This is a genomic window from Agromyces protaetiae (assembly GCF_030866785.1).
Classification (GTDB): domain Bacteria; phylum Actinomycetota; class Actinomycetes; order Actinomycetales; family Microbacteriaceae; genus Agromyces; species Agromyces silvae.
The window spans coordinates 1605145-1626260 of sequence record NZ_CP133018.1 but is presented as its reverse complement, the minus strand read 5'-3'; the positions used below and the strand labels follow the sequence as shown (position 1 = coordinate 1626260).

The 21116-nt window shown below is 70.6% G+C and carries 20 protein-coding genes; 8 read left to right on the top strand and 12 right to left on the bottom strand.

Going from position 1 to position 21116, the window contains the following annotated elements; translation table 11 throughout:
* Nucleotides 1–10: 10 nt before the first annotated feature.
* Together QU602_RS07500 and QU602_RS07495 are read right to left on the bottom strand one after the other, a co-directional pair.
* Entirely contained in the window at nt 11–1015 is a 1005-nt protein-coding gene (locus QU602_RS07500) for an Fpg/Nei family DNA glycosylase (RefSeq protein ID WP_308799633.1), read from the bottom strand.
* Nucleotides 1016–1040: 25 nt separating this feature from the next.
* Nucleotides 1041–1538, bottom strand: coding sequence for a ribose-5-phosphate isomerase (locus QU602_RS07495; protein WP_308799632.1), 498 nt, complete (start codon nt 1536–1538; stop codon nt 1041–1043).
* A 120-nt stretch (nt 1539–1658) separates the two neighbouring features.
* Between QU602_RS07495 and pepN (QU602_RS07490) the strand changes: the two genes are divergently transcribed.
* From pepN (QU602_RS07490) to QU602_RS07470, 5 genes are all read left to right on the top strand, one after another.
* Entirely contained in the window at nt 1659–4202 is a 2544-nt protein-coding gene (gene pepN / locus QU602_RS07490; RefSeq protein WP_308799631.1) for an aminopeptidase N, read from the top strand.
* 46 nt (nt 4203–4248) lie between these two features.
* Nucleotides 4249–6894, top strand: coding sequence for an aminopeptidase N (gene pepN / locus QU602_RS07485; protein ID WP_308799629.1), 2646 nt, complete (start codon nt 4249–4251; stop codon nt 6892–6894).
* Nucleotides 6895–6905: 11 nt separating this feature from the next.
* Nucleotides 6906–8027 (top strand): mechanosensitive ion channel family protein, encoded by a 1122-nt coding sequence (locus QU602_RS07480; RefSeq protein WP_308799628.1) that lies wholly within the window; start codon nt 6906–6908, stop codon nt 8025–8027.
* A 173-nt stretch (nt 8028–8200) separates the two neighbouring features.
* Nucleotides 8201–8614, top strand: a complete 414-nt coding sequence (locus QU602_RS07475) for a globin (RefSeq protein ID WP_308800115.1) — start codon at nt 8201–8203, stop codon at nt 8612–8614.
* A 46-nt stretch (nt 8615–8660) separates the two neighbouring features.
* Nucleotides 8661–10325, top strand: coding sequence for an FAD-binding dehydrogenase (locus QU602_RS07470; protein WP_308799627.1), 1665 nt, complete (start codon nt 8661–8663; stop codon nt 10323–10325).
* A 42-nt stretch (nt 10326–10367) separates the two neighbouring features.
* On the opposite strand, the gene QU602_RS07465 is transcribed toward QU602_RS07470, so the two are convergent.
* Entirely contained in the window at nt 10368–11048 is a 681-nt protein-coding gene (locus tag QU602_RS07465; protein ID WP_308799626.1) for a hypothetical protein, read from the bottom strand.
* 91 nt (nt 11049–11139) lie between these two features.
* Here QU602_RS07465 and QU602_RS07460 point away from each other — a divergent pair, with 91 nt between their 5' ends.
* The 3 genes from QU602_RS07460 (at nt 11140) to QU602_RS07450 (ending at nt 13111) form a co-directional block, all read left to right on the top strand.
* Complete coding sequence (locus tag QU602_RS07460) at nt 11140–12024, top strand: acyl-CoA thioesterase (protein WP_308799625.1); 885 nt, start codon at nt 11140–11142, stop codon at nt 12022–12024.
* Between the two features lie 92 nt (nt 12025–12116).
* Entirely contained in the window at nt 12117–12605 is a 489-nt protein-coding gene (locus QU602_RS07455) for a Rieske (2Fe-2S) protein (protein ID WP_308799623.1), read from the top strand.
* Nucleotides 12602–13111, top strand: a complete 510-nt coding sequence (locus QU602_RS07450) for a hypothetical protein (RefSeq protein ID WP_373692901.1) — start codon at nt 12602–12604, stop codon at nt 13109–13111. Before QU602_RS07455 ends, QU602_RS07450 begins: the two co-directional genes overlap by 4 nt.
* Nucleotides 13112–13122: 11 nt before the next feature.
* On the opposite strand, the gene QU602_RS07445 is transcribed toward QU602_RS07450, so the two are convergent.
* From QU602_RS07445 to msrA, 9 genes are all read right to left on the bottom strand, one after another.
* Nucleotides 13123–13749 carry a response regulator gene (locus tag QU602_RS07445; RefSeq protein ID WP_373692919.1) on the bottom strand — a complete coding sequence of 209 codons (627 nt, stop codon included), beginning with the start codon at nt 13747–13749 and terminating at the stop codon, nt 13123–13125.
* Nucleotides 13750–13865: 116 nt separating this feature from the next.
* Complete coding sequence (locus tag QU602_RS07440) at nt 13866–15197, bottom strand: sensor histidine kinase (RefSeq protein WP_308799621.1); 1332 nt, start codon at nt 15195–15197, stop codon at nt 13866–13868.
* 10 nt (nt 15198–15207) lie between these two features.
* Nucleotides 15208–16071, bottom strand: coding sequence for an ABC transporter permease subunit (locus QU602_RS07435; protein WP_308799620.1), 864 nt, complete (start codon nt 16069–16071; stop codon nt 15208–15210).
* The gene (locus QU602_RS07430) at nt 16068–16979 is read right to left on the bottom strand and encodes an ABC transporter ATP-binding protein (RefSeq protein WP_308799619.1); all 912 of its coding nucleotides are present in this window, start codon (nt 16977–16979) and stop codon (nt 16068–16070) included. Before QU602_RS07430 ends, QU602_RS07435 begins: the two co-directional genes overlap by 4 nt.
* Before the next feature lie 95 nt (nt 16980–17074).
* The gene (locus tag QU602_RS07425; protein WP_308799618.1) at nt 17075–17551 is read right to left on the bottom strand and encodes an acyl-CoA thioesterase; all 477 of its coding nucleotides are present in this window, start codon (nt 17549–17551) and stop codon (nt 17075–17077) included.
* 3 nt (nt 17552–17554) lie between these two features.
* Nucleotides 17555–19237 (bottom strand): energy-dependent translational throttle protein EttA, encoded by a 1683-nt coding sequence (gene ettA / locus QU602_RS07420; protein ID WP_308799617.1) that lies wholly within the window; start codon nt 19235–19237, stop codon nt 17555–17557.
* A gap of 4 nt (nt 19238–19241) precedes the next feature.
* On the bottom strand, nt 19242–19697 hold the full coding sequence (locus QU602_RS07415; protein ID WP_308799616.1) for a DUF6993 domain-containing protein: 456 nt from the start codon (nt 19695–19697) through the stop codon (nt 19242–19244).
* Nucleotides 19698–19806: 109 nt separating this feature from the next.
* On the bottom strand, nt 19807–20409 hold the full coding sequence (locus QU602_RS07410) for a single-stranded DNA-binding protein (protein WP_308799614.1): 603 nt from the start codon (nt 20407–20409) through the stop codon (nt 19807–19809).
* 173 nt (nt 20410–20582) lie between these two features.
* On the bottom strand, nt 20583–21107 hold the full coding sequence (gene msrA, locus QU602_RS07405; protein ID WP_308799613.1) for a peptide-methionine (S)-S-oxide reductase MsrA: 525 nt from the start codon (nt 21105–21107) through the stop codon (nt 20583–20585).
* Nucleotides 21108–21116 lie beyond the last annotated feature (9 nt).

Below are 21116 nucleotides of genomic sequence, written 5' to 3'. Positions count from 1 at the left end.
CGGATCCCCTTCAGGCCTGGCAGTAGGGGCACCAGTACAGCTTGCGGGCGCCCATCTCTTCGAGCACCACGTTCGTGCCGCAGACGCGGCACGGCAGCCCCTCGCGCTTGTAGACCCAGTGCCGGTCGTCGCGGTTGGCGAGCGCGGCCCGGTAGGCCTCCTCGTCGAGATCGTCCATGGTCATCATCTGACCGGTCTCCACGCCGATGCGCAGCAGCTTCGTCCAGTCGTGCCAGAGATGGCGCACATGCTCCTCAGGCACATCGCGGCCGGGCGTGTGCGGGTTCTGCCGTGCCCGGAACAGCAGCTCGGCGCGATAGACGTTGCCGATGCCCGCGACGACGTTCTGATCCATGAGCAGCAGCCCGATGGGCGTCGCCTTCTTCCGGATCGCGGTCGTGAACCGCACCTCGGCCTCGATGCCGCCGTCGAGCAGCGGATCGGGACCGAGCTTCGCGACGATCGCCTCGACCTGTGCCGGGTTCAGCACCTCGCAGGCCGTCGGGCCGCGCAGGTCGGCGACGATCGTCTCGGTGAGCAGGCGCACGCGCACCGCCCCCACCGGCTCCGGAGGAAACGACTCGACGTCGGCGCCGGGTTTCTCGGACTCCGACATGCGCAGCCGGGCACGCCGCGGCGCGCCGATCGACGTGAGCGAGTTCTCGCCCGCCGAGTCGAACACCACGGCATCGGGGTTCGGTCCGTCGAGGAACGTCCCGCGCTGGTTCGTCTGCCCCATGCGACCGTTGGCCGAGGCGATGGTCGCGTCCATGAGGATCTCACCGGCGAAGTCCCACGCGCCGTACATGCCGAGGTGCACGCGCAGCCACACGTCCCCCTCGAACCCGAGGAACATCTGCTTGCCGACCGCGCGCGCGTCGACCATGCGGCGGCCGTCGAGCTCGGCAGCGCCCACCGCGAACCGCCCCTGCGGGCTCGACGCACGGACGACATGCCCGACGAAGTTCCGCTCGAACTGCCGGGTGATGCGGTGGACGGAGTGCCCCTCGGGCATCGCCCCTCCTTCTGCGACTTCGGGCTTACGCCTCGGGGTGGTCCACGCCCTTGCCGGCGATGTCGCCGGTCTGCTCGTACTCGGCGAGCTGGGCGATGCGGCGCGCGTGCCGTTCGTCGCCCGAGAACGGCTCGGCGATGAAGGCGTCGATGTAGCGGATCGCCTCTTCGACGGTGTGCTGTCTCGCACCGATCGAGATGACGTTCGCGTCGTTGTGCTGGCGGGCGAGCAGCGCGGTGTCCATGCTCCACACGAGCGCGGCCCGGATGCCGCGGACCTTGTTGGCGGCGATCTGCTCGCCGTTGCCCGAACCGCCGAACACGATGCCGAGCGTGTGCACGCCGGCCGCCTGGTCACGGGCGACCGCCTGCGCGGCGTTGATGCAGAACGCGGGGTAGTCGTCGAGCGCATCGTACGAGGTCGGGCCGTGGTCGACGACCTCGTGACCGGCGTTGGTCAGGTGGTCGACGAGGGTGCGGCTGAACTCGAGGCCGGCGTGGTCGGTCGCGATGTGGATGCGCATGGGAGCAAGTCTGGCATGAGCGGATGCCTCGGCCGGAGCCCGGGGCTAGGCTGAACTCCGTTCGCCCGGCGCCACAAGCGCGGGCGAGTCATCCGTTCGCGACGTAGCTGGAGACTGGACGTGCCTGGAGAGAACCTCACCCGCATCGAAGCCGAGGAGCGCGCCGCGCTCGTGACCGTGCACGACTACGACGTCGTGCTCGACGTGACCACAGGTCCCGACGTGTTCCGCAGCACGACGACCGTGCGATTCAGCGCGGCCGAGGGCGCCTCGACGTTCATCGACGCGATCACCGCGACCGTGCACTCGGTGACGCTGAACGGCGCCGCGCTCGACCCGGCCGAGGTGAGCGACGGCGTGCGCATCCAGCTGCCCGGCCTGGCAGCCGAGAACGAGCTCGTCGTGGTCGCTGACGGCCGCTACATGCACACCGGTGAGGGCCTGCACCGCTTCGTCGACCCGGTCGACGGCGAGGCGTACCTCTACACGCAGTTCGAGGTGCCCGACTCGCGGCGCATGTTCGCGGTGTTCGAGCAGCCCGACCTGAAGGCGGCGTTCCGGTTCACGGTGACCGCGCCCGCGCACTGGCAGGTCGTGTCGAACCAGCCGACGCCCGAGCCCACCGACGCGCACGAGGGCGCGAAGACGTGGGCGTTCGGGCCGACCCCCCGCATCTCGAGCTACATCACGGCGCTCATCGCGGGCCCGTACGACGTCGTGCGCGACGAGCTAACGAGCTCCGACGGCCGGGTCATCCCCCTCGGCGTGTACAGCCGAAAGAGCCTCTCGCAGTACCTCGACGCCGACTACATCTTCGAGAAGACCAAGCAGGGCTTCGCCTACTTCGAGTCCAAGTTCGACGTGCCCTACCCGTTCGACAAGTACGACCAGCTGTTCGTGCCCGAGTACAACGCGGGCGCCATGGAGAACGCGGGAGCCGTCACCTTCACCGAGGTGTACGTGTTCCGCTCGAAGGTCACCGACGCCATCCGCGAGCGCCGGGTCGTCACGATCCTGCACGAGCTCGCCCACATGTGGTTCGGCGACCTCGTGACCATGAAGTGGTGGAACGACCTGTGGCTGAACGAGTCGTTCGCCGAGTGGGCGTCGACCATCGCGACGGCCGAGGCGACAGAGTGGACCAACGCCTGGACCACGTTCAACTCGATGGAGAAGAGCTGGGCGTACCGGCAGGACCAGCTGCCCTCGACCCACCCCGTCGTCGCGACGATCAACGACCTCGAAGACGTGCAGGTCAACTTCGACGGCATCACGTACGCCAAGGGCGGTTCGGTGCTCAAGCAGCTGGCCGCCTGGGTCGGCGTCGACGCGTTCTTCGCGGGCGTCTCGGCGTACTTCAAGACGCACGCGTGGGGCAACACGACGCTCGCCGATCTGCTCGCCGAGCTCGAGACCGCGAGCGGCCGCGACCTCTCCGAATGGGGCGCGCTCTGGCTCGAGACCGCGGGCGTCAACACGCTGCGTCCTGAGATCGCGACGGATGGCTCGGGCACGATCTCGTCGTTCACGGTGCTGCAGTCCGCGCCGGCCGACCACCCGACGATCCGCCCGCACCGGCTCGCGATCGGGTTCTACAACCTGCGTGACGGCCGGCTCGTGCGCGAGCACCGCGTCGAGCTCGACGTCGACGGCGAGCGCACCGAGGTCGCCGAGCTCGTCGGGCGCGCCCGCCCCGACCTCGTGCTGCTGAACGACGACGACCTCGCGTACGCGAAGATCCGCCTCGACGAGTCGTCCCATCGGGTCGCCCTCGAGAACCTGTCGGCGATCGAGGACCCGCTCGCCCGCGCCCTCGTGCTGAGCTCGGTGTGGGACGCGACCCGCGACGCCGAGACGAGCGCGAGCGACTACCTCGAGCTCGTGCTCGGCAACATCGCGAGCGAGACCGAGTCGACCACGCTCCGCATCGTGCTCGCGAACGCGCAGCTCACGGCGAGCTCGTACGTGGCACCGACGAAGCGCGCTGAGGCGCGCCGCCGGCTCGCCGATGGGCTCTGGGAGCTCGCTCGCGCGGCCGAGGCCGGCAGCGACGCGCAGTTCCAGTTCGTGAAGAACTTCGCCGCCATCGCCGAGGCCGGCAGCCACGTCGACGACCTCGCCGCGCTCTACGCGGGCGAGCTGTCGCTCGACGGGCTCGCGGTCGACACGGACCTCGGCTGGGAGCTACTGATCGCGCTCGCGGCCGCCGGTCGAGCCGGCGACGCCGACATCGATGCCCGGCTCGCCGAGGACAACACGGCGACGGGTCAAGAGTCGGCCGCGCACGCGCGGGCCGCGATTCCGACGAACGAGGCGAAGGAACGCGCGTGGGCGTCGCTCATCGACGTCGACACCGCGACGAACTCGGTGGTGCGCTCCACCGCGGCCGGATTCCTCCGCGCCGACGACACGTCGCTGCTGGCGCCGTTCGTGAGCCGGTATTTCGACATGATCGAACGGATCTGGAACGAGCGCAGCTACGCGATCGCCGAGAAGCTCGTCGACCTGCTGTACCCCGCCCCGCTCGCGAACGCGGAGCTCGTGTCGGCAAGCCGCGCGTGGCTCGACGCGAACCCCGGGATCCCCGCGCTGCGCCGACTCGTGATCGAGAACCTCGCGGGAATCGAGCGGGCGCTGACCGTGCAGCAGCGCGACGCCGGCTGAGCCGGCGGCCGCGTCGTCACCCAGCTCGCGACCACGGGAGGTCCGCATGCCCCGCCCTGAGCTCAGCCGCGTCGAAGCCGAGGCGCGAGCCGCACTCGTGCGCGAGCCGTCGTACGAGGTCACCCTCGACCTCACGCGCGACGACGGCGCTTTCCGCGCGGAGACCGTGGCGCGCTTCGGTGCGGTGCGCGGCGGCTCGACGTTCATCGAGGCCACGACGACCGAGGTGCACGAGATCGAGCTGAACGGCCGGCGCCTCGAACCGGCCGAGGTCTCCGACGGCTGGCGCATCCGGCTCGACGACCTCGACGAGGTCAATGAGCTCCGGATGGTCTCGACCAATGCGACGACGAACACCGGCGAGGGGCTGCATCGATTCGTCGACCCGGTCGACGGTGAGACGTACCTGTACACGGAGTTCGCGGTCGCCGAGGCCAACCGGGTGTTCGCGGTGTTCGATCAGCCGGATCTGAAGGCGGCCGTGCGGTTCACGGTCACCGCGCCGGCGCACTGGACAGTGCTGAGCAACGCACCGAGTCCCGAACCTGTGCCGACGGTGGGCGACCGAGACGAGCCGGGCGGCGACCCGGGCGCGGCGCACGCGACCTGGTCCTTCGAGACCGGTCCGGCGATCTCGAGCTACATCGTCGCGCTCATCGCCGGACCGTACGCGAGCTGGCACGGCAGCGCGACGAGCAGCGACGGACGCGAGGTGCCGCTCGGGCTGTTCACCCGCCGATCGCTCGCGCAGTACGCCGAGCCCGACGTCATGTTCCCGCTCGTCCAGCGCGGTCTCGAGTTCTACGAGTCCGCGTTCGGCGTGCCGTACCCGTACGGCAAGTACGACCAGATCTTCGTACCCGAGTACAACTGGGGTGCGATGGAGAACGTCGGGGCCGTGACGTTCAACGAGTCGTATCTGTTCCGCGCGCGCGTCTCCGACGCCCGTCGCGAGCAGCGCGCGAGCGTCGTCCTGCACGAACTCAGCCACATGTGGTTCGGCAACTCGGTGACCATGCGCTGGTGGAACGACCTGTGGCTGAACGAGTCCTTCGCGACCTGGGCTGCCACGTTCGCCAGCTCACGCATGACCGAATTCACGGGGGCGTGGGCGACGTTCGCGAACGACGAGAAGACCCAGGCCGCCGAGCAGGACCAGCTGCCGACCACACACCCGATCGTGGCGACCATCGACACCACGGGCGACGTCGAGGTGAACTTCGACGCGATCACCTACGACAAGGGCGCGTCGGTGTTGAAGCAGCTCGTCGCCTGGGTGGGGCTCGACGAGTTCCAGCGCGGCGTCGGCGCGTACCTCGCAGCCAACGCCGGCGGCAATGCCACGCTCGCCGACCTCCTCCGCGAGCTCGAGCTCGCGTCGGGCCGGGAACTGAGCCGGTGGGCGGCGCTCTGGCTGGAGACGGCGGGCGTCAACACCCTGCGCGTCGTGCTCGAGACGACGGCGCCGGCCGGTGCCGGACCCGCCGAGGGCGACGCTGAGGCTCGCGAGATCATCACGGCGGCGCGCATCGAACAGACCGCCGGGTCGGCGAATCCGACGCTCCGGCCGCATCGGGTCGCGGTCGGCTGCTACGACCTCGTGGACGGCCGACTCACCCGCACCCACCGCGTCGAGCTCGACATCGACGGCGCCTCGACCGAGGTCGCCGGCCTGGTCGGGCGATTCCGGCCCGATCTGCTGCTCGTGAACGACGACGACCTGACCTACGCGAAGGTCCGACTCGACGACCGATCGTTCCGCACGGCCGTGGCGCACCTCGCCGAGATCGCCGATCCCGTCGCCCGGGCGGTCGTGCTCGGCTCGGCCTGGGACGCCCTCCGCGATGCGGAGCTGGCCGCGACCGACTTCGTGCGGCTCGTGCTCCGCAGCATCGGGCATGAGTCGCAGTCGTCGGCACGCGGGCTCACGCTCGCCCGCCTCGAGCTCGCACTGGCGAAGTACGTCGCGCACGAGCACCGCGACGTGGTCGCCGCCGAGGCCGGAGACGCGATCTGGGCGCAGACCGAGCTCGCCGAGCCGGGTTCCGACGCGCAGCTCCAGTTCGCGAAGGCGTTCACACGGATCGCGTCGACCGCGGCACACGCCGAAGTGCTCGGCACGCTGCTCGACGGCTCGTCGCTCCTGCCCGGCCTCACGATCGATCTCGACCTGCGCTGGGAGCTCGTGATCGCGCGGGCCGCGCTGGGGGCCGGCGACGAGCAGGAGATCCAGCGCGCGCTCGACGCCGACGACACGTCGAAGGGTCGGCTCCTCGCCGAGACGGCGCGCGCCGCTCGTCCGGACCCGATCGTCAAGGATGCCGCGTGGCGGCGGGTCGCGACCGATCGCTCACTGTCGAACGATGCCGCACGCGCGATCGCCGACGGCTGGCGGCGTGCCATGCCCGCGACGCTGCTCGCGCCGGTCGTCGACGAGTACTTCGGGATGCTCCGGATGATCTGGGCCGAGCGCAGCTTCAACATGGCGGCGCTCATCGTCACGAGACTCTTCCCCGCGCCGCTCGTCGATGCCGAACTCGCCGAGCGGGCGCGCGCGTGGCTCGCGGCCAACCCCGAGCCGGCGCCTCTCGCTCGGCTCGTCGCAGAACAGCTCGCCGAACTCGACCGTGCGCTCGCCGCACGCGCGTTCGACGCGCGGGCGCTCTCCGAGCTCCCAGCCGAGGGCAACTAAACTCCGGAACCATGCGCCTGGAAACCCCCGTCCCCGAGGAATCACCTCTGAGCGTCGATTTCTGGACCGAGCTCGGTATCTGGTGGGCTGAGAACTGGGGCACCATCGTCGGCAAGCTCGTCGCGGTCCTCGTGATCGTCGGCATCGCGCTGTTGGTGCGCTGGCTGCTGCACTTCGTCATCCAACGGGTCGTGAATCGGGTCGTCTCGGGCGTCAAGAAGAAGCAGGACGTCACCGACACCCAGGCGTTGCTGGCCTCGCCGCTCGCGACCGTCCGCGTCGTGCAGCGCACCCGCACGTTGGGCTCGGTGCTCACGAACATCGTCAATGTGACCCTGTTCATCATCGTCACCCTCATGATCGTGGCGACCATCAATGCCGAGATCCTCGGCTCGTTCGCGCTGCTCTCCGCGGCCATCGGCGCCGGCCTGGGCTTCGGCGCGCAGAACATCGTGAAGGACGCGCTCAACGGCCTCTTCATGGTCGTCGAGGACCAGCTCGGCGTCGGCGACATCGTCGACCTCGGGCCGGCGACGGGCATCGTCGAAGAGGTGCGGATCCGGGTGACCACCGTCCGCGACGTGAACGGCACGCTCTGGTTCGTCAGGAACGGTGAGATCCTGCGCGTGGGCAACCTGTCTCAGGGCTGGGCGCGCGTGATCGTGGACCTCGCCGTGCCGTACGACGCCGACATCGACGAGGTCGAGTCCGAGTTCCTGAAGTCGGCCAACGAGCTCGCGCAGACGCCCAAGTGGCGCTCGCGCATCGTGGAGAAGCCCGAAGTCTGGGGCCTCGAGTCGATCTCAGACGAGGCCATGGTGATCCGCGTGGTCATGAAGGTCAGGGCCACCGCGAAAGACGACGTCGCGCGCGAACTGCGTGTGCGTCTCAAGCGCACCCTCGATCGCATGGACGTCAAGACGCCGAGCCTCGCCTCGGTCGTGCTCACCGGGCTCGAGGGCGCGACCCGCGTGAAGGGCGCACGACCGCCGAAGACGGCGAGCACGGTGCTGCCCGAGGGCGGCACCGCGAAGAAGCCGAAGGCGCTTCGCGCGCCGCGACTGCCGCGGATGCCGAAGAGCTCGACGAACCCGCCCACACCGCCGACCCCGCCGAGCGAAGGCTCCTCATGATGCCGCCGCTGCAGCCCGAGGCATCCGTACCGCCCGAAGCATCCGTGCCGCCCGAGGCATCCGTACCGCCCGAGGCATCCGTACCGCCCGAGGCATCCGTGCCGCCCGAGGCATCCGGAGCTCGAGAGCCGGTCACGCCGCCCGAGGCGCGCGGACCGGTCCGCCCGGCGGACCTGCCGCTCCGCGGCAGCGAGCACGGGCCGGCGCTCGGCCAATCGTTCTACGAGTCGGTCGGCGGGAGCGCGACCTTCGAGAAGCTCGTGACCGAGTTCTACCGCGGCGTCGCCGACGACCCCGTGCTGAAGCCCATGTACCCCGAGGAGGACCTGGGGCCGGCCGCACGCCGGCTGCAGCTGTTCCTCGAGCAGTACTGGGGCGGGCCGGGCACGTACAGCGCCGAGCGCGGCCACCCGCGACTGCGCATGCGGCACCTGCCGTTCAAGGTCAATCCCGACGCGCGCGACCGCTGGCTCGCGCACATGCGCGCTGCGGTCGATACGCTTGAGCTCCCCCCGCTCGCCGAGGAGACCCTCTGGGACTACCTGCAGCGCGCGGCGTTCGCGATGGTGAACACCTTCGAGGACTGAGCACCGCCGCTCCACCGCCGTCACCGGCCGAGACGAAGGAGTCACCGTGGCCGCTTCCGTCGCTGCATCCACCCCCGATGCCATCATCGTCGGGTCCGGCCTGGCGGGCCTCGTCGCCGCGTCCGAACTCGTCGACGCGGGCAAGCGCGTCATCATCGTCGAGCAGGAGCCGGCCGCGAGCCTCGGCGGCCAGGCACACTGGTCGTTCGGCGGCCTGTTCCTCGTCGACTCCCCCGAGCAACGTCGCATGGGCGTGAAGGACTCGCTCGAGCTCGCCCGCCAGGACTGGGTCGGCACGGCCGCGTGGGACCGCGACGAGGACCTCTGGGGGCGCCGGTGGGCCGACGCCTACCTCGACTTCGCGGCGGGCGAGAAGCGGGCCTGGCTGCACGAGAAGGGCGTGCGCTTCTTCCCCGTGGTCGGGTGGGCCGAACGCGGCGACGGGCGGCCGTCGGGGCACGGCAACTCGGTCCCGCGCTTCCACATCACGTGGGGCACCGGCCCGGGCGTGCTGGCGCCCTTCATCGCGCGGGTCCGCGCCGGCGAGGCGGCGGGGCTCGTGACGATCCGGCACCGGCACCGGGTCGACGAGCTCATCGTCGAAGACGGCGCGGTCGTCGGCGTCCGCGGCGCGGTCCTCGGCGACGATCCGGCCGGCCGCGGGCAGCCGAGCAACCGCGACGAGGTCGGCGAGTTCGAGCTGCGAGCCCCCGCGGTCGTCGTCGCATCGGGCGGGATCGGCGGCAACCAGGACCTGGTGCGCGAGTATTGGCCCTCGCGAATGGGTCAGCCGCCAGCCGCGATGCTGTCGGGTGTGCCGGCGCACGTCGACGGCCGCATGCTGCCCATCTCGGAGGCCGCGGGGGCCCGGCTGGTGAACCGCGACCGCATGTGGCACTACACCGAGGGCATCACGAACTTCGACCCGGTGTGGCCGCTGCACGGCATCCGCATCCTGCCGGGCCCGTCCTCGCTCTGGTTCGATGCGACCGGGCACCGGCTGCCGGTGCCCCTCTACCCGGGCTTCGACACGCTCGGCACGCTCGAGCACCTCGCCGGAACGGGCTCCTCGCACTCCTGGTTCGTGCTGACCCAGAAGATCATCGAGAAGGAGTTCGCGCTCTCGGGCAGCGAGCAGAACCCCGACCTCACGGGCAAAGACCTGCGCCTGCTGGCGCAGCGGCTCGGCTCGGGCGCGCCCGGCCCGGTCGAGGCGTTCAAGCGCCGGGGCGTCGACTTCGTCGTCGCGGACACCCTGCCCGAGCTGCTCGCGGGCATGCAGGGCCTCTCCGGAGAGACGCCGCTCGACGTGGAGAACGTCGAGCGGGAGATCCGCGCCCGCGACCGCGAGCTCGACAACGAGTTCGCGAAAGACCTGCAGCTGGCCGCGATCCGGGCGGCACGTGCCTACCGCGGCGACCGGCTCATCCGGGTCGCGTCGCCGCACCGCATCCTCGACCCGGCGGCCGGCCCGCTCATCGCGGTGCGGCTGCACCTGCTGACCCGCAAGACGCTCGGCGGCATCCAGACCGACCTCGAGTCCCGCGCGCTCGGCGCGGACGGATCGCCGATTCCCGGACTGTACGCGGCCGGCGAGGCCGCGGGCTTCGGCGGCGGCGGCGTGCACGGGTACCGCGCGCTGGAGGGCACGTTCCTCGGCGGATGCCTCTTCACCGGCCGCGCGGCCGGGCGGGCGGTCGCCCGCGGGTGAGGTGACCGGCCGCGAGGCTTCGGCGGGGGACGTGGTGGCCGGTCAGCCTTTGAGGGACCAGGGGCGCTGACGCACGAGCACGTGACCGCGCCGCGAGCTGAGCCGCGTCCACGGGCCGGTCTCGAAGACGCCGATCGGGTCGTCGCCGAGGAATCCGAGGCTGTACGCCGCGAAGGCGGCGCCCGCCGGCACGTACTCGAGGCCGTCGATGCCGCGCCCCCAGACCTCGCTTCGCACGCGCTGCACGAGCTGCTCGCCGGTGCCCGACGGGATCGCCGCGGCCACCTCGTCGATGCCGACCCGCGCGGCGGCCTCGAGGGTCGGTGCGGCCGTCTCGCCCACGCGGCGCCACCCGCCGCGGGGCGGTGAGATGCCCGCCCATGTGACCGTGTTGACCTCGGCGGGCCGGGTCATGGACACGGGCCCCGCATCGGGGTCGCGCTCGAGCGTCTCCTGTGCGCGGCTCACCCGGTCGACGAGGGAGCGCATGGGCACGACCGAGTCGAAGTCGTCGGTGTCGACGAGTGCGAACGTGCGGAGCCCGAGGACGGTCGGGCTCTCGTCGAGGATGCCGCGGGGATACACGATCGCCGTGTAGACCGCGAGGATCCCGGCGCCGGCCATGAGGCGCACGGAACCGTCCTCCACGCGACCGGCGCGCTGCAGGTAGGTGTGCAGGTCGCCGAGCGCGAGGCCGTCGGCGAGCGTCAGTTGCTGGACCATCTCCTGTCTAAACTACCAACTGCGCGCGGTCGCATCGTGCGGCGGCCGTCGTGCATGCGTGCGCGGCACGCCGCGCCCCTACGGAGGAACGATGAACAGCCCCATCGACGGACTCCTGCACACGCTGCAGCTCACCGACACCGGCGCCCGCACGACCGAGGACATCTTCACCGGCCCGTCGCAGTGGATGCCGATGGGGCGCGTCTTCGGCGGCCAGGTGCTCGCCCAGTCGCTCGTCGCGGCGACGCACACCGTCGAGGACGACCGACCGCTGCACTCGATGCACGGGTACTTCCTCAGGCCGGGCGACACCGCTCATCCGATCACCTTCTCGGTCGACCGCATCCACGACGGCCGGTCGTTCTCGACGCGTCGCACGCAGGCGTTTCAGCAGGGCCTCCCGATCCTCTCGCTGATCGCGTCGTTCCAGACCGAGGACGCGGGGCTCGAACACGAGTCGGCGATGCCCGAAGACCTCCCCGACCCCGAGTCGCTGCCGTCGACCGCCGACGTGCTCGGCGGCATCGACCACGACGTGGCGAGATACTGGTCCACCGAGCGAGCCTTCGACATCCGCCACATCCCGTCACCGGTCTACCTGCGTGTGGACGGTGAGCGCGTTCCCCGGCAGGCGGTCTGGATGCGCGCGATCGGCCGGCTGCCCGATGACCCGAAACTGCACCGCGCCGCGCTCGCGTACGCGAGCGACTATTCGATCCTCGAGCCGATCCTGCGCGCACACGGCGTCGCGTGGGCGACGCCGGGCCTGAAGATCGCGAGCCTCGACCACGCCATGTGGTGGCATCGAGCGGCCCGCGCCGACGAGTGGCTCCTGTTCACGCAGGAGTCGCCGGTCGCGCGCGGTGGGCGCGGCCTCTCGCTCGGACGCATCTACACGCGCGACGGCGCGCTCGTCGCCTCGGTCGCCCAGGAGGGCATGGTCCGCGTGCCCGAGGAGTTCCGCGACCGGCATTGATCCGGCGAGGATCTTCCGCTGGCGGGCACGGCCCGTCACAATGGCTCCACGGGTGCGGCGCGACGGGGCGCGGCACCGAGAGGCGGTGCACCATGGCGGATGCGACGGAACTCACGAGACGGACCATGCTGGTCGTCGGCGGCACGGGTGTGGCGGCGGGTGCGTTGACCCTCGCCGGCTGCGGGCCGGGTGGCGAGGCGGATGCTCCGGCGACGACGGATGCGTCGACCCCGCCGTCTGCGTCGGAGCCGCCGCCGTCCGCGGAGGGCGGCGGCTCCGCCGCGGCCGGCGACGAGATCGCCACGCTCTCGGAGGTGCCGGTCGGCGGCAGCGTGGGCGTCGACATCGACGGCGAGCCGGCGCTGCTCGCGCAGCCCGAGGCGGGCCGGGTCGTCGCGTTCAGCGCGATCTGCACACACCAGGGGTGTGTCGTGGCCGCGGCGGGTGACCGGCTCGAGTGTCCGTGCCACGGCTCCGTGTTCGACGCGGCAACGGGCGAGGTGCTGCAGGGGCCCGCGATCGATCCCCTGCCGTCCATCGAGGTACGGGTCGAGGGCGAGCGCGTCGTCTCGGGGGCGTGATGGACTACGAGGTCGCCGGGCTGCCCATGCACGTGCTGCTCGTGCACGCGGTCATCGTCTTGGTGCCGCTGCTCGTGCTGCTGCTCGTCGTGGCCGCCGCCTGGCCGGCTGCGAGACGAGCACTCTGGCTGCCGTGCCTGCTGGCCGCGGCCGCCCTGCTGCCGCTGACGCTCCTCACGGTGGAGGCCGGCAAATGGCTGCAGCAGCGCGTGCCGCCCGCGCCCCTCATCGAGGTGCACACCGGACGCGGCGACACACTGGTGCCCTGGGTGATCGGGCTGCTCGCCGTCGCGATGGTCATCGCCGCATGGGCCGTCGTCGAACGGGTCGGCCGACGCCGCGCAGACGGCCGGCCGGCGCGTACCGCGGTGGTGGCGATGAGCGTGCTGCTCACGCTGGGTGCGGTCGGCGTGGGCGCGGGGACCACGTGGACGCTCGTGCTCATCGGCGAGTCCGGGAGCCGTGCGGTGTGGGAGGGCGGCTTCTCTGACGAGCCGCTCGGCTGACGTCGTCTTCGTCAATGCCCGCGGTTCGGTGCTCGCGACACGAGCCCGTGCTCGTAGGCGAGGATGACCAGGTGCACGCGGTCCCGGGCGTCCAGCTTCTGCAACACGCGGCCGACGTGCGTCTTCACGGTCGATTCCGACAGGAAGAGTCGCGCGCCGATCTCGGTGTTGCTCGCGCCGTCGGCCACCGCGACGAGCACTTCTCGCTCGCGCGGGGTCAGCGCATCGAGCCCCGCCGGCATGGAACCGGCTCCCGCGGGAGTGGCGGGCAGCGCATCGGCGAAGAGTTCGATCATCCGTCGGGTCACCCGGGGTGCGAGCGCGGCGTCGCCCGCGTGCACGGTGCGGATCGCGTCGACGAGTTCCCTCGGGCGCACGTCTTTCAGAAGGAATCCGCTGGCGCCGGCACGGAGTGCGCCGAACGCGTACTCGTCGAGGTCGAAGGTCGTCAGCACGATCACCCGGGGCGGCTGATCGCCAGCGACGATCGTTCGTGTCGCGGCGATGCCGTCGAGCCCGGGCATACGCACATCCATGAGCAGCACGTCGATCGCCGTGCCGGCGACGAGCGCGATCGCCTCGTCGCCATCGGAGGCCTCGCCGACGACCGCGATGCCCGGCTCGGACTCGAGCACCATTCGGAAGCCCGTCCGCACGAGCGCCTGATCGTCGACGATGGCGACCCGGATCGGGTCGCCATGGCTCGAAGCGGACTGGCTCGAAGCGGACTGGGGCGACGCGGAGTCGGTCGTGGTCATGGCTCCCTCTCCCTGATGGGCGGATCGACGAGCGCGGTCACCGGGCCGGCCCCGGCGCTGAGCCGGGCCCGCAGCTGCCAACCGGCGCGCGGGCGCGGACCCGCCTCGAACGTCCCGCCGTAGAGCAGGACCCGTTCGCGCATGCCCACGAGTCCGTGGCCGCCGTGCGGCGCACCGGCGTCGGCGTCGGCCGGGCCGGTCCCGATGCCGGCCGCTGCACCGTCATCGGTCACGCGGACCTCGAGCGCGCCGTCGGCGTGCTCGACGACCACGTCGACGCGCTGCGGTCGGTTCGCGTGGCGGAGGACGTTCGTGAGTGCCTCCTGCACGATCCGGTACACCGTCAGCTCGAGGTTCGGGTCGGCGACCGGCGGCCCGGAGGTCGTCAGCCGTACCGGCAGGCCTGCCGCCTGAAACGTCTCCACCAGGTCGGGGATGGCCGCTGAGCCAGGCATCGGCGCGAGCTCGGCCGACGCGCCCTGGCTCGCCGTGAGCACGCCGAGCATGCGACGCATGTCCGACAGCGCCGTCCGCCCGGTCTCGGCGACACGCTCCATGGTCTCTGCCGCCCGTGCCGGATCTCGCTCGGCCACCGCGGCCGATCCCGAGGCGAGCGTCACCATGACGGTGAGCCCGTGCGAGACGATGTCGTGCATCTCGCGCGCGATGCGTGCTCGCTCGAGTGCCGTGGCGAGTTGCGCGTGCTGGTCTCGCTCACGCGCCAGGTCGTGGGCTCGTGCGATGAGGGCGTCGACGTAGCGCCGGCGGTTGCCGACGGTGACGCCGATGAGGGTCGCGATGAGCATGAGCACGGTGTGCTGCGACGCCGAGGCGACCGTCTCGGGGCCACCCGCCGCAGCACCGAGATCCTGTGCCCACACGTCGAGGTAGCTGGCGAGCGTGCCGATCGCGACCGAGCCGGCGAAGCCGAGCCAGGCGGCTTTCGTCGAGCGGTAGACGGCGAGGGCGTAGAGCGCGAGCAGGATCGGGAAGGTGTCGACGATCCCGAACGGGAAGACCACGAGGCAGACGCCCCACGCCACGAAGATGAGCGACCAGGGATGCCGGCGACGCAACAGCAGGATCGACGCGCCGGCGACGGCGACCGCGACGAGGCGAAGCACGATGACCCACACCGGGGGCGCGTCCGCCTGACCGGCGAACGAGCCGAGCATTGTCGGCAGCAGGTAGAACGCCGCGATGAGGGAGTCGGTCAGCCACGGGTGCCGTGCCCAGAACCGTCGGATCACTCCCGGCGGCCTCGGGAGACGGGGCGCGCCCCCGGCGTCCGGAATCCGGACGCCGGGGGCGTGGGCTGCATCCGTCATGCTGTGGACTCTACGCGTCCCGTCGCTTGAGGAGCGCGAGGGCGCCGCCCATCGCGACCGCGACCCAGCCGAGCACGACGAACAGGCTCACCCACGCGCCGAGTTCGTCACCGGCGGGCCACGCGGTCGTCGACATGAAGATCCCGGTCCCCGCCGAGCCGATCAGGTACGGGATGACCTCGCCCGGCCATTCGGCCGGGATCATCTGGAGCACCGTCGGCAGGAGGAGGATCAGTCCGAGCACTGCGGCGATGCCGCCGGCGCTGCTGCGCAGGATCGTGCCGATCGCGAGCGCGAACACGGCGACGAGCGCCAGGTACAGTGCGGCGCCGAGCACCGGGAGCAGGATCGCCGGCTCCAGCAGACTCACCGAGACCCCGTGGCCCGCGACGACGATCGAGGTCACGCCGTACGCGCCGACCGTGGCGAGGAGCCCGACGATGAACGTCGAGACGAAGAGCACGACCGCTTTCGCGGCGATCGCGGGCGTGCGCCGAGGAACCGCGGTGAGCGTGGAGCGGATCATCCCGGTGGAGTACTCGCCGGTGATGACGAGCACACCGAGGACGCCCGCGACGAGCTGGCCGAACAGGACACCGAACGTCGTGGACTGCACGACGAGGGCGGTCTGCTGCTCGACGGGCATGCCGGCGAGGTCTCCCCCGCGGTTCACCCCGCCCATCCCGTTCACGAGGCTGAGCGACATGATGAGCGCCATGCCCAGCGCGATGACGATGACGAGGGCATACGACCAGACGGTCGAGCGGAGGCTCCGCAACTTGATCCACTCGGATCGCAGGACACCGGCGAAGCTCAGCGACCCCGTGGAGACCGCGGTGGACGCGGGGCCGGGCTGGGGCAGGGTGGTCGTCATCGGACGGCCTCCGTTCGGTACTCGACGGCGTCGGCGGTGAGCGCCATGTAGGCCTCCTCGAGCGACGCGCTCTGTGGGGTGAGTTCGTGCAAGGCGATGCCGTGCTGTGCGGCGAGATCGCCGATGCTCGCAGCGTCGGCGCCCGAGACCTCGAGTAGCCCGGCCTCCGAGCGCACGATCGCGACCTCGGGTGCGGCGAGCAGGTCGGCGAGTTGTGACGCGTGTGGCGAGCGCACGCGCACACGCTGCAGCGTGCTGCCGGCGATGACGTCCGACACAGGCGCGTCGGTGATGATCCGGCCGCGGCCGAGCACGATGAGATGATCCGCCGTCAGCGCCATCTCGCTCATGAGGTGCGAGGAGAGGAACACCGTCCGGCCCTCGGCGGCGAGGCCACGCACGAGCCCGCGCACCCAGAGCACACCCTCGGGGTCGAGTCCGTTCACGGGTTCGTCGAGGATGAGCGTGGCCGGGTCGCCGAGCAGTGCCGCAGCGATGCCGAGACGCTGACCCATACCGAGCGAGAAGCCGCCGACGCGCTTGCGCGCGACCGCTTCGAGACCGGTGAGCTCGATGACCTCACGGACCCGGCTCGCCCCGATGCCGTGCGTCGCGGCCATGGCGAGCAGGTGGTTGTACGCGGTGCGGCCGGTGTGCACGGCCTTCGCATCGAGCAGCGCGCCCACCTCGTGCAACGGGGCGCGGTGCGCCGCATAGGGCTTGCCGTTGACGGTGACGCTCCCGACGCTCGGCCGGTCGAGACCGACGATCATGCGCATCGTCGTGGACTTGCCGGCCCCGTTGGGGCCGAGGAAGCCGGTGACCTGTCCGGGACGGACCGTGAAGTTGATGTCGTTGACGGCCGTCTTCGCGCCGTAGCGTTTGACGAGCCCTTCTGCCGTGATCATAGGTCAACGGTATGCAGGAGGAGCGGACGGGCGCGTCCGTCTCAGGCACGTCCTTCATGGGATACGAGTGGTACCGGGGTACCACTCGCGGTCGACTAGCGTCGACGAAACTCGAGCGCGTCCTCGGCGTACGGTGACCAGGCGGCGCGTTCGTGCGCCGAGATGCGGCGCGGCCGGCCGGTCGCGACGTCGACGAGCACGATGGTGGTGCTCGCGCGGGTGTAGCAGGTGCGTGGTTCGGCGCCGATCGGCGACCACACCTCGTAGCAGACCTCGAGGCTCGCGCCACCCATGCGCCCGATCCAGAGCTCGATGTCGAGCGGTTGCCGGTGGTACGGGATCGGGGCGAGGTACTCGATCTCTTGGCGGGCGATGAGGGTGTTCGTCGTGCGGTCCGCCGACGCGTCGATCACCGCGGTGGAGGCACCGGCCGCGTGCTCCGACGTCTCGTCGGACACCCAGAACGCCTGGATGCGAGCCTCCTCGAGGAGGCTCAGCATCCGGGCGTTGTTCACGTGGCCGTACGCGTCGAGGTCGCTCCAGCGGAGCGGCGTCGGCACGTGCAGGCGCATGGGCTAGTCCCTGGTGAGCTTGCGGTACGCGGACCGGTGCGGCTTCGCCGCGTCGGGCCCCAGTCGCTCGATCTTGTTCTGCTCGTAGGCCTCGAAGTTGCCCTCGAACCAGTACCAGTTCGCCGGGTTCTCTTCGGTGCCCTCGTACGCGAGGATGTGCGTCGCGATGCGGTCGAGGAACCACCGGTCGTGCGTGATGACCACGGCACATCCGGGGAACTCGAGCAGCGCGTTCTCGAGGCTCGACAGGGTCTCGACGTCGAGGTCGTTGGTGGGCTCGTCGAGGAGCAGCAGGTTGCCGCCCTGCTTGAGGGTGAGCGCGAGGTTCAGGCGGTTGCGCTCACCACCCGAGAGGATGCCGGCACGCTTCTGCTGGTCGGGACCCTTGAACCCGAAGGTGGAGACGTAGGCCCGGCTCGGCACCTCGGACTTGCCGACCTGGATGTAGTCGAGACCGTCGGAGACGACCTCCCAGAGCGTCTTGTTCGGGTCGATGCCCGTGCGCGACTGGTCGACGTAGGAGATCTTCACGGTCTCACCGACCTTGAGCGTGCCGCCGTCGAGCTCTTCGAACCCGACGATGGTCTTGAACAGCGTCGACTTGCCGACGCCGTTCGGGCCGATGATGCCCACGATGCCGTTGCGGGGCAGCGAGAAGCTCAGCCCGTCGATCAGCATTCGGTCGCCGAAGCCCTTCTCGAGCTGCTTCGCCTCGAGCACGACGTCACCGAGGCGCGGCCCCGGCGGGATCTGGATCTCCTCGAAGTCGAGCTTCTTGGTGCGCTCCGCCTCGGCGGCCATCTCTTCATACCGCGAGAGACGGGCCTTCGACTTGGCCTGACGGCCCTTCGCGTTCGAGCGGACCCACTCGAGTTCGTCTTTCAGTCGCTTCTGGAGCTTCTGGTCCTTCTTGCCCTGCACCTCGAGGCGCTCGGCCTTCTTCTCGAGGTACGTCGAGTAGTTGCCCTCATACGGGTACAGGCGGCCGCGGTCGACCTCGCAGATCCACTCCGCGACGTGGTCGAGGAAGTACCGGTCGTGCGTGACGGCGAGCACGGCGCCGGGGTACTTCGCGAGGTGCTGCTCGAGCCAGAGCACGCTCTCGGCGTCGAGGTGGTTGGTGGGCTCGTCGAGGAGCAGCAGGTCGGGCTTCTGCAGCAGCAGCTTGCAGAGCGCGACGCGTCGCTTCTCACCGCCGGAGAGGACGGAGACCGGCGTGTCGCTCGGCGGTGTGCGCAGCGCGTCCATCGCCTGCTCGAGCTGCGAGTCGAGGTCCCACGCGTCGGCGGCGTCGATCTCTTCCTGCAGCGTGCCCATCTCGGCGAGCAGCGTGTCGAAGTCGGCGTCGGGGTCGGCCATCGCGAGCGAGATCTCATTGAACCGGTCGAGCTTGCCCTTGATCGGGCCCACGCCCTCCTGCACGTTCTCGAGCACGGTCTTCGACTCATCGAGCACGGGCTCCTGCATGAGGATGCCCACCGAGAACCCCGGGCTCAGCCGCGCCTCGCCGTTGGAGGGCTGGTCGAGCCCCGCCATGATCTTCAGGATCGTGGACTTTCCAGCGCCGTTCGGCCCGACGACGCCGATCTTCGCTCCGGGAAGGAACGCCATCGTGACGTCGTCGAGGATCACCTTGTCGCCGACCGCCTTGCGGGCGCGAACCATCGAATAGATGTACTCAGCCATATTGCTACCAGTCTATGGGGCGGGTCTGACCGACCAGGCAGGTCCCGGTGCCGAGGATCGGACGCACCGCACCGTGGTACCCGCCGGATTTCGGCCCGTACTGGCCGACGAGGCACTCGCCCTGGAACGCCACCGAGAACTGCACCGAGTCGGCGGCCTCGTCGATCGTCGTGCGATCGGCCGTGACCTGCATGGCGGCCTTGTCGAAGCCGGCCGCGACGAGCGCATCGATGAATGCCCGGCCACCGGCGTTCGGATCGGCCGCGACGACCGACTGATTGACGGAGTCGAAGAACGGGAGGTTCTCGGTGGCCGACAGGTCGGGATGGAACTCGGGCGGCGCCGGAGGCGCCTCGGTGGGCGCCGCGGTCTGCGTCGGGCTGGGGCTCGGTTGGGCGTCGCCGAAGCTGCACCCCGTGAGCCCGATCATGAGCGTGGCCCCGGCGAAAGCCAGAGCCACCGACGTGCGGTACCGCCTCGACATGTCTCCCCTGTTCCGGCGGCAGCCCACCGCCCGTGCCGAGTCTAGGCGGTCGAACCCGACGGGCGATGGACGGCCGGCGGCCGGATCAGGACGCGAACGCGGCGATGCCCGGTGACGTCGAGTGCGGCTCGTCGGCTTCCGCCTCGTCGTCCTCGTCCTCCGCGTCGCCCTCGAACTCGTCCTCGTCGTCGAACTCGTCGAGGTGGACCGCGAGGTCGTCGGTCGTCTCAGGCGTGTCGGCGGCGGCATCGGGCGCGACCGCTCCCCCCTCGGGGGTGGTCGTGGTCGCATCGCCGCCCTCGCCGCCCTCGCCGCCCTCGCGGCGCGGCTCATGCTCGAGCCGGCGCAGCTGGGTCATGCCCCAGGACAGGTCATGACCGATGGCGTCGGCCTCGATCTCGATCGCGACGCCGGCCCTGTCGCCGGCCTGCCACGGGCGCTGCTTCAAGCGTCCGTGCACGAGGACGTGCTCGCCCTTCCGGAGTGACGCGTTCGCGTTGAAGGCGAGCTGTCGGAACGCCGACACGGTGTACCAGTTGGTGCCCGCATCCTCCCAGCTGTTGGTGGTGCGGTTGAAATAGCGTCGAGTCGATGCCAGCCGGAATGAGGTGATGGGCAGCTGCTGGCCCGTGACGATGGCTCGCGGGTCGCTGCCCACGATGCCGGTGACGGTGATGAGGTCGGTCATTGTTCGCTCCTTGGGATGGACGGCCGCCGAGCTGACGGTCCGCGACACCCGGAGCGCTCGTGCCGGATCGCCCCGGGTGTCGTGCGTCGAGGATCCCGTGCCGACGAGGCATCCGCTCGCCCGCCGGGCGCATCCGTGGAACGTGCCGGATCGCGCCTGGCTGTGGAGGAAGGTCAGGCGACGAGGTACTCCGCGTACGAGCGGCGGATCTTGTTCACCTTGGGGAGCGCGACGGCGAGACAGTAGCCCTGGCCCGGATTCTTGGCGAAGAAGTCCTGGTGGTACTCCTCGGCCGGGAAGAACTCGCCGAGCGGCTCGATCGTCGTGACGATCTCGCCGTCCCACCACGAGGCGGCGCGCTCGCGCGCCCGCTCGAACCGCTCGCGCTGGTCGTCGCCGACGAAGAACATCGCCGAGCGGTACTGGGTGCCGATGTCGTTGCCCTGCCGGTTGAGCTGGCGGGGGTCGTGGAGCGTGAAGAAGACATCGAGGATGACGTCTGCCGGGATCGCCTCCGGGTCGAAGTCGACGCGCACGACCTCGGCGTGACCGGTCGCGCCCGTGCAGACCTCCTCATACGACGGATGCGGCGTGGTACCGCCCGTGTACCCCGAGACGACCTCGTGCACACCGCGGAGCGTGCGGTACACGGCGTCGAGGCACCAGAAGCAGCCACCGGCGAGAACGAAGCTCTGCATCGTCCCAGG

Bases quoted from the DNA above. Each gene is read 5' to 3' on its own strand.
- QU602_RS07500 (WP_308799633.1), bottom strand. From the start codon at position 1,015: ATGCCCGAGGGGCACTCCGTCCACCGCATCACCCGGCAGTTCGAGCGG.
- msrA (WP_308799613.1), bottom strand. From the start codon at position 21,107: ATGCAGAGCTTCGTTCTCGCCGGTGGCTGCTTCTGGTGCCTCGACGCC.
- QU602_RS07440 (WP_308799621.1), bottom strand. From the start codon at position 15,197: ATGACGGATGCAGCCCACGCCCCCGGCGTCCGGATTCCGGACGCCGGG.
- QU602_RS07410 (WP_308799614.1), bottom strand. From the start codon at position 20,409: ATGACCGACCTCATCACCGTCACCGGCATCGTGGGCAGCGACCCGCGA.
- QU602_RS07425 (WP_308799618.1), bottom strand. From the start codon at position 17,551: ATGCGCCTGCACGTGCCGACGCCGCTCCGCTGGAGCGACCTCGACGCG.
- QU602_RS07455 (WP_308799623.1), top strand. From the start codon at position 12,117: ATGGCGGATGCGACGGAACTCACGAGACGGACCATGCTGGTCGTCGGC.
- pepN (WP_308799629.1), top strand. From the start codon at position 4,249: ATGCCCCGCCCTGAGCTCAGCCGCGTCGAAGCCGAGGCGCGAGCCGCA.
- QU602_RS07460 (WP_308799625.1), top strand. From the start codon at position 11,140: ATGAACAGCCCCATCGACGGACTCCTGCACACGCTGCAGCTCACCGAC.
- QU602_RS07435 (WP_308799620.1), bottom strand. From the start codon at position 16,071: ATGACGACCACCCTGCCCCAGCCCGGCCCCGCGTCCACCGCGGTCTCC.
- ettA (WP_308799617.1), bottom strand. From the start codon at position 19,237: ATGGCTGAGTACATCTATTCGATGGTTCGCGCCCGCAAGGCGGTCGGC.
- QU602_RS07465 (WP_308799626.1), bottom strand. From the start codon at position 11,048: ATGGTCCAGCAACTGACGCTCGCCGACGGCCTCGCGCTCGGCGACCTG.
- QU602_RS07445 (WP_373692919.1), bottom strand. From the start codon at position 13,749: ATGGTGCTCGAGTCCGAGCCGGGCATCGCGGTCGTCGGCGAGGCCTCC.
- QU602_RS07430 (WP_308799619.1), bottom strand. From the start codon at position 16,979: ATGATCACGGCAGAAGGGCTCGTCAAACGCTACGGCGCGAAGACGGCC.
- QU602_RS07495 (WP_308799632.1), bottom strand. From the start codon at position 1,538: ATGCGCATCCACATCGCGACCGACCACGCCGGCCTCGAGTTCAGCCGC.
- QU602_RS07480 (WP_308799628.1), top strand. From the start codon at position 6,906: ATGCGCCTGGAAACCCCCGTCCCCGAGGAATCACCTCTGAGCGTCGAT.